The 13,666-nt window shown below is 69.4% G+C and carries 9 protein-coding genes; 3 read left to right on the forward strand and 6 right to left on the reverse strand.

Going from position 1 to position 13,666, the window contains the following annotated elements; genetic code table 11:
* Genes ACFWQC_RS10655 through ACFWQC_RS10665 form a run of 3 tightly spaced genes read right to left on the reverse strand, consistent with a single transcriptional unit; the run spans position 1 to position 3,034 of the window.
* Entirely contained in the window at positions 1-1,224 is a 1,224-nt protein-coding gene (locus tag ACFWQC_RS10655; protein ID WP_378676927.1) for an ABC transporter permease, read from the reverse strand.
* Entirely contained in the window at positions 1,221-1,928 is a 708-nt protein-coding gene (locus tag ACFWQC_RS10660; RefSeq protein WP_378676930.1) for an ABC transporter ATP-binding protein, read from the reverse strand. Before ACFWQC_RS10660 ends, ACFWQC_RS10655 begins: the two co-directional genes overlap by 4 nt.
* The gene (locus ACFWQC_RS10665) at positions 1,925-3,034 is read right to left on the reverse strand and encodes an efflux RND transporter periplasmic adaptor subunit (protein ID WP_378676933.1); all 1,110 of its coding nucleotides are present in this window, start codon (positions 3,032-3,034) and stop codon (positions 1,925-1,927) included. Before ACFWQC_RS10665 ends, ACFWQC_RS10660 begins: the two co-directional genes overlap by 4 nt.
* A gap of 152 nt (positions 3,035-3,186) precedes the next feature.
* Between ACFWQC_RS10665 and ACFWQC_RS10670 the strand changes: the two genes are divergently transcribed.
* Complete coding sequence (locus ACFWQC_RS10670; RefSeq protein WP_378676935.1) at positions 3,187-4,461, forward strand: hypothetical protein; 1,275 nt, start codon at positions 3,187-3,189, stop codon at positions 4,459-4,461.
* A gap of 103 nt (positions 4,462-4,564) precedes the next feature.
* On the opposite strand, the gene ACFWQC_RS10675 is transcribed toward ACFWQC_RS10670, so the two are convergent.
* From ACFWQC_RS10675 to ACFWQC_RS10685, 3 genes are all read right to left on the reverse strand, one after another.
* Entirely contained in the window at positions 4,565-5,020 is a 456-nt protein-coding gene (locus tag ACFWQC_RS10675; RefSeq protein WP_378676938.1) for an SRPBCC family protein, read from the reverse strand.
* A 62-nt stretch (positions 5,021-5,082) separates the two neighbouring features.
* Positions 5,083-8,151: a calcium-binding protein gene (locus tag ACFWQC_RS10680; protein WP_378676941.1), complete on the reverse strand. Its 3,069-nt coding sequence runs from the start codon at positions 8,149-8,151 to the stop codon at positions 5,083-5,085.
* 116 nt (positions 8,152-8,267) lie between these two features.
* Positions 8,268-9,734 (reverse strand): CCA tRNA nucleotidyltransferase, encoded by a 1,467-nt coding sequence (locus ACFWQC_RS10685; RefSeq protein ID WP_378676943.1) that lies wholly within the window; start codon positions 9,732-9,734, stop codon positions 8,268-8,270.
* Positions 9,735-9,784: 50 nt separating this feature from the next.
* Here ACFWQC_RS10685 and ACFWQC_RS10690 point away from each other — a divergent pair, with 50 nt between their 5' ends.
* Both ACFWQC_RS10690 and murJ read left to right on the forward strand, forming a co-directional pair.
* The gene (locus tag ACFWQC_RS10690) at positions 9,785-11,977 is read left to right on the forward strand and encodes a DUF6049 family protein (protein WP_378676946.1); all 2,193 of its coding nucleotides are present in this window, start codon (positions 9,785-9,787) and stop codon (positions 11,975-11,977) included.
* Positions 11,974-13,611 (forward strand): murein biosynthesis integral membrane protein MurJ, encoded by a 1,638-nt coding sequence (gene murJ / locus ACFWQC_RS10695; protein WP_378676949.1) that lies wholly within the window; start codon positions 11,974-11,976, stop codon positions 13,609-13,611. Before ACFWQC_RS10690 ends, murJ begins: the two co-directional genes overlap by 4 nt.
* The last annotated feature ends 55 nt before the right edge of the window (positions 13,612-13,666 follow it).

Below are 13,666 nucleotides of genomic sequence, written 5' to 3' on the forward strand. Positions count from 1 at the left end.
TCAGAAGCGGATCGCGTCGATGATCTTGACCCGCGCGGCGATCATCGCCGGGAGGATGCCCGCGATCGCGCCGACCGCGAGGGCGACGGCGAGGCCGAGGAACGCCGCCGAGAGCGGGAAGGGCGGGACGTCGTCGATGCCCTGGAGGACGTACTTCTGCACCAGCGGGTTCTTGACGGCGGCCACGGCCAGGAGCACGCCGACCACGCCCGCGACGACGGTGGCCACGACGCTCTCCATCAGCACCGAGAAGAACACCCGCCCCGTCGTCGCCCCGAAGCTGCGCCGGATCCCGATCTCCCGGATCCGCTGCTGGATGGTGACCAGCGCGATGTTGAGCAGGCTCAGGGCGCCGAGCAGCAGGATGATCCCGGCGATCCCGATGATCACCCACTTGATCGGACCGATCGGGTCCTCACCGCCCCACGCCATGTAGTCGTCGCGCTGGGCGTCGACCTGGAGTCCGGGGAGCTCGGCGCGCATCGCCATTCCGATCTCGCCGGCGAGCTCGTCGGCGCCGTCGATCGGCACCCACATCTCGTAGCTGGCGTCCGTGGGGGCTCCGGCCTGCCAGTGCTCCAGCGAGTCGGCCAGCATGAACGCGCGTGGCGTGCCGTAGCCCCGCAGGCTCGTGACGCCGACGATCGTGGCGGTCACCGACATCCCCTGGCCCTTCAGGTCCACCGAGGCCGGCAGCTGTGTGCCCCGCAGACCGAGCTTCTTCAGGAACGTCTCGTCGACCACCAGCGTCGGGGAGAGGCGCTCCTCGTCCGAGGCCTGGAGCCAGCGGCCCTGCGGCACCACGACCCGGTGGATGGCAGCGTACGCAGGGTCGACCCCCATCAGCTCGACCCGCTTGCTGGTGCTCGCGGTGGTCGCCTTGATGTCGTAGGCGGAGATCCTCGCCGAGGCGTACTTCACGTCGAACCGCTCCGCGACCGTCTGGAACGCGGGCCGGACCCGCTCGACGGAGAGGGGCATGCCGCTCTGCGGGTCGTAGGCCATGACCGAGATGTGCGCCGGCCGCCCCTCCACCTCGTAGGACTCGGTGAACATCTGCTTCGCGATCTGACCGGCAGCGACGGTCGCAGTGATCGAGGCGACCGCCACCGCCACCCCGACCAGCGACAACAGCACCCGGAGCCGGTGGATGCGCAGCTCCTGCCACGCCTCGACGGTCGAGGCGGCCAGACCCGTGACGATGCGCGCCAGGGCGGTCCTCACGCCACCGCCCCCTCGGTCAGCGGGTGCAGCCGTCCCTCGGCGAGGCGGAACCGCCGCCGGGCCAGGGCCGCGACGTTCTGGTCGTGGGTGATCGTGATCAGCGCCGCGCCGGAGTCGTACGTCGCCTGGTCGAGCAGCTTCATCACCATCGCGCCGGTCTCGACGTCGAGCGCCCCGGTCGGCTCGTCGGCGAGCACCACCGACGGCGTCCGGACCAAGGCGCGGGCGATGGCGATGCGCTGCTGCTCACCGCCGGAGAGGAACTGCGGCATCGCGTCGAGCCGGTCGCCGAGACCGACCTTGTCGAGCATCGTCGCCGCGATCCGCCGCCGCTGCCAGAACTCCTTGCCCGAGGCGTACAGGAGCGGAGCCATGACGTTCTCCAGGGCCGTACGCCCTGGCAGCAGGTTGAACTGCTGGAAGACGAACCCGACATCACGGCCGCGGATCCGGGCGGCCTGGCGGCTGTTGATGTCGGTGACGTTGCGACCTGCCCATTCCAGGGTGCCGCCGCTGGGGCGGTCCAGCAGGCCGAGCAGGTTCAGCAGCGTCGACTTGCCGGTACCGGAGCGGCCGACGATGCCGACGTGGTCGCCGCGGCTCACCTCGAGGTCGACGCCGGTCAGGATGTGCAGGTCCTCGCCGTCGGGGAGCTCGACCGTGCGGGCCACCCCGGTGAGCCTCAGCAGCTCCTCCGCGCTCACATCTCCCCCGCCGGCATCTCCTCGGTCATCCCGCCGGCCGGCTCCTTCGAGCCCGGGACGTACCGCAGGACCGAGTCGCCTGCCTTCAGCCCGCTGGTGACCTCGACGAGCTTGCCGTCGGTGACACCGAGCTCGACCGGCTGCTCGGCCGGGGTGCCGTCCTCACCGACGACCCAGACGGTGCCGTCGCCGACCAGCCCGGTGACCGCGGTGACGGGGATGGTGACGACGTCTCCGTCGCTCTTGCCCGCGTCGATGGCCATGGTCATCGTCAGACCGTCGAAGACCGTGACCTTCTCCGGCACCAGACAGCTGATCCGGGCGCCTGCCCCCGAGTCGCCCTCAGCCCCCGGCTCGCCTTCCATCATCTCGCCCTCGGGCTCGTCGCTGGTGATCGTCTCGGTCGCCGCGTCCCCGATCCTCAGATCGGTGCAGGTGAACGGCTTCGGGCCGCTCTCGATGGTCACCGTGGCCCGGTCCGGGTTGCTGGCCAGCCGGTAGCGGTCCAGCGGCGAGATCGCCCCGACCGCGTGGAAGGTCGTGGGACGGATCGAGACGACCATCCCGTCCTCGGTCACCTCGCCCATCAGCTCGGCGGCGTAGTTGCCCACGATGCCGGTGGCGGGCGCGACGACCGTGTACCAGTGGTAGACGGGCTTCGGCGTCGGCGGCTCGACCGGTGCGTCGTCGCGATCGCCGTCACCGGCGGCATCGTCGACGTTCCCGGGCTCCTCCTCGACAGGCTCCTCGACGGGTCCGGCCTCGGCGGGCTCCTCCTGCGCGCGCACCTGGAAGAGCTTGTCGCCCTTCTTCACCTTGGCGCCGGTCTCGGCGAACCGGTGCGCCAGCACCCCGGTGACCGAGCTGGTGGCGGAGACCGGCTTGTCGATCACGATCGTTCCGTCGACCGTGAGCGCGTTGGAGATGGTGCCCTTCTCGGCGATGACCTCCTCCGGCGGGATCTTCCCGGTCGGCGTCAGCGGCGCCCCGTCGGCATCCTGCGTCGAACTGGTGAAGGCCAGCTTGAAGAGGCTGATCGCGATGACCAGGCCGATCACGGCCCAGAACGACTTGAAAAGTACGCGGCGCACCGCCGTCTTCGACATGAGCGGACTGTAGCCCCGCCCTATGGATCACGGCGGCCCAATTTCCACCGGGTTTGTCAACACTCCATCCACGTACGTCTCGAACACGTGTTTGATCCCCTAGACTCCGGGACCCGAACGATCGATCGCCTCAGGCACGGGAGACCCCCACGATGCGTCCCGACAACGACACGACCCGCGAACGGACGACCCCGACCGGCAGGAGTTCGACAGGAGGGGGCCGCGGCCTCATCCTCTTCGGCGCGGTCTCGGTCGCGCTGATCTCGACGGCTGCCGCGTACGTCGCCATGGTCGGTTTCGGGCGGGACGTGCTCGCCATGGGCGCGATCAACGCCTACGCCTTCGCGGGCGTCTTCGAGCTCTCGCTGGTCACCGTCGCTCTGATGGCCCGCGAGGCGGCGCAGCAGGACCGGCCGGCCCAGACGCTGCTGACCCTGACCTGGCTGCTGTCCGCCGCGTCCGGGTTCTTCGCCGGCTGGCACGAGATCCATCTCGGCCACGCCGTCACCGCCGCGGCGTTCCGGTTCATCGTGCCGCTCCTGGCCGCGCTGATGTGGCACCTCGCGCTCGTCGGTGACCGCCATCTCGCCATGGAACGCTCCTGGTCCGACCTGCGGATGGGATCCCGGATGCACGCCCTCCTCGCCACCCGCGTCGAGTGGCGCCGGGCTCGCGACACGGCGGTGCGGAAGCGTACGGCCTCCTCCCGCCGCAAGCTGGAGCGCGCACAGAAGCGCTACTGGCGCGCCGAGGCCGTGGCCCTGCGGTCGGTCGCGCCGGGCGCGATGCGCGACCAGATCACCCAGTGGGTCGACGCCTTCGCCGCCGTCGCCGAGGGCACCCGCCAGGCCGACCGGCTGCCGATCACCCTGCCCGACGTGCACGAGGCGCTCAGCGTGCCGGTGGTCGAGCGGGTCTCCGTCGAGCAGATCACCGAGCCGCCCGAGCAGCACGACGCGCCTAATGACGAGCCGGTGCCGAACGATCTCGCCGACATGCCCCGTGAGGTGCAGCCGCCGCGCGAGATCCGGACCCGTGAGATGGCCTCCGCCCTCGCCACCACGGACACTCGCCCCCGGGTCTCGAGCCGGGTCACCGAGGCCGCCCGCACCGCCGCCGAGATCGCCCCGGGCGCCGGGATGGCACCGGAGTTCAGCAACGGCCGCACCGCCACCAAGCCTGCCGAGGCCGACGGCACGCTGCTCGACCGGATCCCGTTCCCGGAGAACATCCCCGACCCCGAGCCGGCGATGGACTACCCCGACATCATTCCCGACGAGATCGCGGAGCTGCTGGCGAATCTCCCCGACGACAAGGCCGAGGCCTCTCGAGTCCTTGTCGGTGCCGGCGCCCGGGTCCCCGACGTGGCCGCGCAGCTCGGCGTCTCGACCAGCAGCGTCTACCGCTGGACCAGGGCAAAGGCCTGACGCCGAGGCGTCACGTACGTCGGCCGAGATGTCACCGCGCTGCCACCTCGGCCGACCGGCCTGACGCTTCGGCCGACCGGAGCGACGCCTCGGCATGGGAGGGTCAGCTCTCGAGATCGGCCTTGAGCTTGGCGAGCGTCGTGGCCATGCCCGTACGCAGCTCCTCGGTGAACTTCTCCTGACCGCCGAGCACGGCATTCGTCAGCGAGCGGGAGAGTGCGGAGATGCCGTCCGGGGTCTCGCGGCGGTGGGTGACCAGGGACCCTTCCGCGGTCTCCTCGATCTGGAAGGACCAGATCGTCGTGTTCTCGGCGACGCGGAACGCGAAGTCGGAGTGGGGCGTGAAGCGTACGACCTTCGCGTTGGTAGGCCAGTGCTTCCAGCCCTGGCGGTTGATGTTGAAGAAGCGGGTGCCTTCCTTGACCTGGCCGAACACCATGGTCTTCACCACCTGCGGGCTCCACGAAGCCATCCGCGGCAGGTCCGTGATCGCGGCCCACACCTGAGCCGGGGTCGCGTTGATGGCGGTCGTTGCCTCGAGATCTGTGATCGTCGTCATACGTGGAACCGTACCGTCAGTATGGCTCGATGGACAGTAGGCGACCAGATGTCAACAGGCCTTCAGCCGAGGCTGACCTTGACCTCGATCGATGTCGAGGTGTCGGCTCCCGTGCCGCCGTTGCCGTAGTCACGGCCCGATCCGCCGTTGAGCCTGTCGGGTCCGCTCCCGCCGTAGAGACGGTCATCGGCGCCGTAGCCATAGAGGAGGTCGCGACCGGCGCCACCCTGGAGAACGTTCCGGGCGCCATTTCCCTCGAGCTTGTCGTCGTAGCGGCTGCCCGTCAGGTTTTCGAAGCCGCTCGAGGTGTCGCTGCCGGCGCCGCCGCTCGCACGGGTCAGGGAGGCCGTGACGCGACCACCGGCCGAGGCGTACGTCACGGTGTCCGTGCCCGAACCCCCGATCAGTCGGTCGGCGCCCGCGCCCCCGCTGATGGTGTCGTTCCCGTACGACCCGTTGATGACATTCGTGCGGGACGAACCCGTGAGCACGTCCGTCGCGGACGAGCCCGTCAGGTTCTCGACATAGCTGATCCGGTCGTAGCCGGATCCGCCGGTGTTCTGTGCCGATGTCGTGGCGAGCGTGACGCGGACCCCCGTCCGGGACGCACTGGCATACGACACGGTGTCCGTGCCACCGGAACCGATGACGGTGTCATTTCCGGCGCCGGGGTCGATCGTGTCGTTCCCGTCACCACCCGTGAGTACGTCGGTGCCGCCCAGCCCCTCGATGTGGTCGTTGCCTGCGCCACCGGAGATCGTGTTCGCCGAGCTGCCACCGCGGAGGTCGTCGGCGTACCGGCTTCCGATGACGGTCTCGACCTCGGTGAGGTGGTCGACGGTCTGGAGGTAGTAGTCGGCCGGCATCCAGGCCCGCGCGCCGGCTTTCGCCGCTGCGTAGGTGACGGTGTCCCTGCCGCTGCCGCCGTAGACCTCGTCGCCGTACTCTCCTCGGGCAACCGGCACGCCCACGATCGTGTCGTTGCCGTCGCCGGCCTGCACCCGGTCGACACCCGCGCCGACGTCGAGGCGGTCGTCACCGGCTTCACCGTGGATGTCGTCGTTCCCGGCCCCGGCCGTGACGTAGTCGTTTCCGTCGCCCGCGTAGACGATGTCGTTGCCCGCGCCCAGGTCGACGGTGTCGTTGCCCGCACCTGACCTCACCGTGTCGTTCCCGTCGCCACCGGAGACGGAGTCCTTCGCCGCGTTGCCCTCCAGGAGGTCGTTGCCGAGCCCGCCGATCAGGGTGTTGTCGCCGATGCCGCCGCGCACGGTGTCCGCGTCGGCGCCACCGTCGACACGGTCGTTGCCGTCGCCCCCGTCAAGCTGGTCGAACCCGGCCGATCCGCTGATCGAGTCGTCTCCAACCTGTCCGTCGACGGTGTCGTCGCCTGCGCCACCCTCGATCACATCGTTGCCGGCACCGCCGAAGATCTGATCGACCCCCGCCCCTCCATCGAGCCGGTTCGCACGCATGTCTCCGGTGATGCGGTCGTTACCGGCTGAACCGACGACGCCCTCCACGCCGGCCGGGACCGTGTAGTCGACCCACCCCGAGACCTTCGCGAACGAAGCCATGTCCATGCCAGAACCACCGTCGAACCTCGCGGACCAGTAGCTCACCCGGGAGTCGTCGACCTGGAACTCCAGGAGGTCGTCGCCTTCTCCTCCGGAGATGGAGTACTCGTCGCAGTAGAGGCGCTCTGCGGGGATGAACCGATCGTCGCCGTCTCCGCCGGTCACATCACAGAAGAATCCGGCCTCGACGACGTCGTCGTACGCCGACCCGACCAGGCTCCATTCGTGACCGGCGGTGGACCCCACGCCGAACGTGTCAGTTCCCTGCCCGACGACGGTCATCTGGTTCTGCGCGAAGGAGCTCGGCGTCATCGTGATCGAGCCTCGTGCAGCCGCATACGAGATCGACGCCTCGATGTCGTCGAAGGTGTCATCGCCTGGTCCGCCGATGAACTGGTCCTTCCCGTCGCCACCGGCAAGGGTCGACCCACCGACGCCTGCAGCGAGAGTGTCCGCGAAGCGGGAACCGGTCACGGTCTCCGTGCCCGAGATCATGTCGCCTCCCAGACCGGTGTCCTGAGCGGTCGTCGCCGCCAACGAGACCGTCACAGCCACCGGCGAGAACGCGTAGGTGATCTCGTCCCGGCCGCCGCCGAGATCGATGACGTCATCGCCCATGCCCACGTAGGCCGTGTCGTCGCCCGCTCCGCCGAAGAGCTGGTCGTCGGCCGCATCCCGGTCGAACGCATACCCATCACCCAGGCCGTTCTCGTTGAGTACGTCGCCGCCGGCATCACCGTGGAGACGATCGGCCCCGGCGTCGCCGCTGAGGAAGTCCCGGCCGGCCCCGCCGTGGATGGTGTCCGCACCAGGACCACCGTGGAGCTCCTCGACCGCCGTCCACGAGCCCGGCGCTTCGGTCAGGTCGGTCCCGGTGATCGTGTCGTCGCCCTGGCTGCCGACCACGAAACGTACGCGGGGCGCGGCACCGTCGCGCGCGGCCCGGATGATGTCGGTGCCGGCTCCGCCGGTCACCTTGACGACCATGCGGCCGTCGACCTCGACCGGGTTCAGGTCGACCTCCACCGGGCCGGCGACATCCGCGTACGACAGATAGTTGGTGTCAGAGCCGATCTGGTCACCGGCATACGGCCAGGTCACAAGGTCATTTCCGGCACCGGGCTGGATGATCTGCGTGTGCTGGCTCAGACTCGCGCAGTTCACGTAGAGGGAGTCGTCCCCATCACCGCCCAGGTAGACGTTCTCGTCCTCGTCACAGGCCTCGATCACGCCGTCGCCGATGCTGTCGTTCCCGGCACCACCGACGAGCGTGTCGTCGCCGTCTTCGCCAAACAGTCGGTCGTCACCCTCACCACCGCAGATGGTGTCGTTCCCACCAAGGCCGTTGATCGTGTCGTCGCCGGGCGTACCGAGGATGACGTCCGCCCCCTCGGTGGCAGCCGCGTCCGCTGCCGTGTTGAGGTCGATCGTGACCGGAAGACCGTTGCAGACGGTGGCCTCCGCGTCAGCCGAGCCGGCGGAGGCGAGCCCGACGGTCATCACGCCGGACAGGAGGAGACCGCCGACGACGTACGCCGGGGAGAGAAGACGCATGTGAGACTTTCGAGCTCGGTGGGGGCGAGCCGCAGGCTCACGCGGCGCCGGACGGCCTCACGGCGCGCGGGTTTACGTTAGGACCGAACAGGGCCGAGCGACATAGCCCGAACGGGCTATGCGGAGCGCTCGGACCACCAGTCGAGGAGCCGCTTGGCGGCCTCGTCCTCGGAGAGGAGACCCTCGTCGAGGCGCAGGTCCATCAAGAACTTGTACGCCGCCCCGACATCCCGCCCGGGAGGGATGTCCAGGAGCGACATGATCTGGTTGCCGTCGAGCGCGGGGCGGAGGGCAGCGAGCTCCTCCTCCTCGGAGATCCGCTCGATGCGGGCCTCGAGGGCGTCGTAGGTGCGGGCGAGGCGGTCGGCCTTGCGGCGGTTGCGGGTGGTGCAGTCGGCGCGGGTGAGCACGTGGAGCCGCTGGAGCTGGTCTCCGGCATCCCTCACATAGCGGCGGACCGCGGAGTCGGTCCACTCACCGTCGCCGTAGCCGTGGAAGCGCAGGTGCAGCTCGACGAGCGAGGAGACCGCCTCGATCTCGTCGTTGGAGAAGCGCAGCGCCTTCATCCGCTTGCGGGTCATCTTGGCGCCGACGACGTCGTGGTGGTGGAACGAGACGGTGCCGTCGTCGTGGAACTTCCGGGTGCGCGGCTTGCCGACATCGTGCATCAGCGCCGCGAACCGGGACACGAAGTCGGGGCCGCCACCGAGACGCGCCTCCAGGTCGATCGACTGCTCGAGCACGGTCAGCGTGTGCTCGTAGACGTCCTTGTGCCGGTTGTGCTCGTCGCGCTCCATCCGCAGCGCGGTCAGCTCGGGCAGCACCAGATCGGCCAGCCCGGTCTCGACCAGCAGCGCGAGGCCACGTCGCGGGTAGGGCGCGCAGATCAGCTTCACCAGCTCGTCGCGGACCCGCTCGGCGGAGATGATCGAGATCCTCGACGCCATGTCCTTCATCGCGGCGACGACCTCGGGGGCCACCGTGAAACCGAGCTGGGCGGCGAACCGTGCCGCCCGCATCATCCGCAGCGGGTCGTCGGAGAACGACGCCTCCGGCGTCCCCGGCGTACGCAGCACCCGGGTCGCCAGGTCGACGACGCCGCCGTAGAGGTCGACGACGCTGCGTTCTCTTCCTTGGGGCCCGGCGAGCTGCACGGCCATCGCGTTGACGGTGAAGTCGCGGCGTACGAGATCCTCGGCCAGCGATGTCCCGTAGGCCACCGCGGGCTTGCGGGAGTCGGCCTCGTAGGCCTCGGAGCGGTAGGTCGTGACCTCGACCTGCCACGGGCCCTTGCGGGTGCCGATGGTGCCGAAGTCGCGGCCCATGTCCCACAGCGCCTCGCCCCACGTACGCAAGATCTTCTCGGTCTCTTCGGGGCGGGCCGACGTGGCGAAGTCCAGGTCGTTGTGCGGCCGGCCGAGCATCGCGTCGCGGACGGGGCCGCCGACGAGCGCCAGCTCGAAGCCCGAGCGAGCGAAGGCCTCACCTAGGGAGTCGATGACCGGTGCGATACGGTCCAGTTCAGCAGTCACCGATCGCTGAACATCGGCGACGCTGATCGGGGGAAGCTGGCTGTCGGACACAACGCCGCAGTCTACGAGGACCGCACCCCCTGAAAGATATTCTCGAAGTCATGCCAGTCCGCCAGCATCAGGCGAGGCCGCAACGGCCACGTGGGCGAGTCACCTCTGCACTCGTCCTGGTGCTGCTGGCACCCCTCCTGCTGATGCTGTCGGCGACCACGCTGGCCGCTCCGGCCCGGGCCGCGGACGAGACCGCGGAGCCCGACCCGCTGGCGATGAGCATCGACGAGCTCGACACGGTCAGCCTCGACGGCCGCACCAAGGGCCGGATCACCATGCGCGGCAAGGTCGTCAACACCACCGACGAGGAGTGGGCCGGGGTCAAGGTCTACCCGTTCGTCGGCGACACGCCGATGACCACCTCCGAGGAGCTGGCCGAGGCCGCCAAGCTGCCCACGGACGCCCTGGTCGGCGAGCGGATCGTGACCGAGGGGACGTACGCAGCGATCCCCGACCTCGCGCCCGGTGAGACCTACTCGTGGTCGCTCTCGGTGCCGCGCAGGCTGCTGCGGGTCGCCGAGCCCGGGGTCTACTGGTTCGGTGTCCACGCGCTCGGCTCCACCACGCCGAGCACCGCCGACGGTCGGGCACGTACCTTCCTTCCGCTGGTCAAGGAGCCCAACAAGAAGGCCAAGGCCGAGAAGGTCTCCCTGGTCATGCCGCTGCGGCGCAGCGTCGTCTACAACGGCGACGGCAGCGTGAACTACCTCCCGGGCTGGACCCGCGACCTCGGCGCCGGCGGACGCCTCTTCCGGATGCTCGAGACCGGCGCCGAGATGCCCGACCTGACCTGGGCCATCGATCCGGCGCTGATCGACGCAGTACGCAACCTCGCCGAGGGCAACCCCGCTCGCAACCTGGCGCCGACGGACGAGGGTGAGGAGGAGCCGGAGGAGAGCGGCAGCCAGAGTGCCTCGCCCTCCGCCTCCGCGCTGCTGCCGAGCCCTTCGCCCAGCACCGACACCGACGCCGAGAAGGCGCTCGACGAAGAGGCCGAGGCCGCACAGAAGGCCGCGACGGTCTGGCTGGGTCGCCTAGAGGACGCGCTCGCCGGCCACAACCTGCTCGCCCTCCCGTACGCCGACCCGGACCTGTCCGCGCTCGCCACCACCGACCCTGACCTGCTGGCGACGGCGCGTGAGCACACCGCCCAGACGCTCTCCGAGCTCGGCATCAAGGCGACCTCGGCCGTCGCGCCGCCGACCGGCTACCTCGACCGTGCCGCGGTCAACCTGCTCGAGCCGGGCGCGGTCAACCTGGTCAGCGACAGGATGTTCCGCGGCGCCACCCCGGTCATCGCCGATCTCGACGGTCACCAGATGATCGTGACCTCCTCCGGTGCCGCCGCCGGCGGGCCCGGACCCAACGACCCGATCGATGCGATCTCGGTGCGCCAGCGCCTCGTCGCCGAGGCCGCCCTGCTCCGCGGCTCCGGCAAGCCGCTCGTCGCGGTCATCCCCGACGGCTGGCACCCTCCGCAGAGCGCCGCCTCGTTCGTCGCCCCGTGGAACAAGGCCGCCTGGATCTCGTCCTCGACGCTGGACGAGGCCGTCACCGGGCACAAGCCGACGTCGATCACCGCCGACAAGCTCCGCTATCCCCGCCGCGAGATGAAGGCCGAGATCTCCGCCGACCGGATCGACACGGCCAACGAGCTCATCGGCGCCGGCGAGATGCTGCAGCGGATCCTGACCCACAACGACGAGGTCGCCTCCGACATCGTCAACGAGGCCCTGACCACGACCTCCTACTCCGCCCGCAAGGGCGACGCCGATCCGGCCGCCGACGCGCTGAGTCAGGTCAGCTCCGAGCTGAGCTCGGTCACCGTGGCCGTACCGCCGAAGGTGATCCTCTCCAGCATGAAGGGCGGCGAGTTCCAGGTCACCCTCAGCAACGAGCTCGACGAGCCCGTCACGGTGCGGCTGGACGCGATCACCGACGAGTCGCTGCGGGTCGCGACCTCCGAGCCCGTCCAGCTCGACGCCAACTCCAAGGCCAGCTTCAACCTCGCCGCGAGCATGCTCGACACCGGCACCCACACCGCCCTGATCGTCGTCACCGACACCAAGGGCAACCCGCTGGGCGCCCACGCCTCCGTCCCGATCCGTCCCTCGCAGGTGAGCGGAGTGATCTGGTGGTTCGTCGGGACCGGCTGCGCGCTACTGTTCGCGGCGATCGCCGTGCGACTCACCCGGCGCATCATGAAGGCCAAGAAAGTCCGTACGTCCACAGGAGCGATGTGACAGCCACCGAGCAGAAGTCCGGCGGAAGCTCGGTCCTGGCCAACAGCGCGGTGATGGCCGCGGGGACGACGTTCTCCCGACTCAGCGGCTTCCTCCGATCCGCCCTGTTGGTCGCAGCGTTGGGCTCCGGGCTGCACGCCGACGTCTTCAACATCGCCAACACCGTCCCCAACATGCTCTACATCCTGCTGGCGGGCGGCGTCTTCAACGCCGTGCTCGTGCCGCAGCTGGTGAAGGCGCAGAAGAACGACGCGGACGGCGGGGCTGCCTACACCGACCGGATCATCACCCTCGCCGGGCTCTTCCTCGGCGGGGTCACGATCCTCCTGGTGCTGGGTGCGCCGCTGCTGATGCGGCTCTACCTCGGCGCCGACTGGTACACCGCCGATCACGAGGCGCAACTCGAGTCGGCCATCGACTTCGCCCGCTGGTGCCTGCCGCAGGTCTTCTTCTACGGGATGTTCGTGCTCGTCGGGCAGGTGCTCAACGCCCGCGGCAGCTTCGGCCCGATGATGTGGGCCCCGATCGCCAACAACATCATCGCGATCTCGACCCTGGTGATCTACCTCGTCGTCTTCGGTCCCTCCGACGTCGGTGGCTTCACCACCGGCCAGGAGATCCTCCTGGGGCTGGGCTCGACCCTCGGCATCGTTCTCCAGTTCCTGCTGCTCCTGCCGGTGCTGCACAAGGTGGGCGTACGCTTCCGCCCCCGCTTCGACTTCCGCGGAGCCGGGCTCTCGCAGACCGCGAAGCTGGGCATGTGGACGGTGCTCTTCGTGGTCGTGAACCAGGTGGCGTACACGATCGTGACGCGCCTGGCCTCGACCGGTTCGGCCGCGGGCGGCACCGGTTACACCGTCTACTCCAACAGCTTCCTGGTCACCCAGGTGCCCCACTCGATCATCACCGTCTCCCTGGCGACGGCGATCCTGCCGCTCCTGTCGCGCTACGGCGCCGCCGGCGAGCTGCCCGAGCTGGGACGTACGCTGTCGCACCAGCTGCGCAACGCGCTCGCCATCGTCATCCCGATCGCCGCGCTCCTCCCGGTGCTCTCCGAGGACATCGCCCACATCCTGTTCGGCTACGGCGCCGGCGCCGACGCGTTCAAGGAGTACGCCCCGACGCTGTCGATCTTCGCCGCCGGGCTGGTCTTCTTCACGATCCACTACCTGCTGCTGCGCGGCTTCTACTCGCTGGAGAAGAACCGCACCGTCTTCTTCATCCAGTGCTCCGTCGCCACCACCAACATCGTCGCCGCGGTGCTGCTGACCAGGGCCGTCTCCGCGGAGTACACCGCGCCCGCGCTCGCCGGCGCCTACACGCTGTCCTACCTGGTCGGCTCCGTCGTCTCGTACGTCGTGCTCAAGCGCACGCTCGGAGACCTGGACGGTCGCGGGCTGATCGGGTTCCTCGCCCGCCTGGTCATGGTGACGGTGGTCGCCGCGGCCGCCGCGTGGCTGCTGCGCACAGCGCTGGGCATGATCAACGACGAGCCGACGATGGTGCTGGCCTTGATCGGGGCCGCTATCGTCGGGGCGCTGCATCTCGGCATGCTGCTCCTCGGGGCGCAGGCTGCCCAGGTCAAGGAGCTGACCACGATGGTGCAACAGGTCGCCCGACGGCTGCGTCGCTGACCATCATCGGACAGCCTCCGCACTGTCTGGCACGGTCTGAAAGAATTGGGTCCGA

It is taken from the genome of Nocardioides sp. NPDC058538, assembly GCF_042719275.1.
Lineage (GTDB): Bacteria > Actinomycetota > Actinomycetes > Propionibacteriales > Nocardioidaceae > Nocardioides.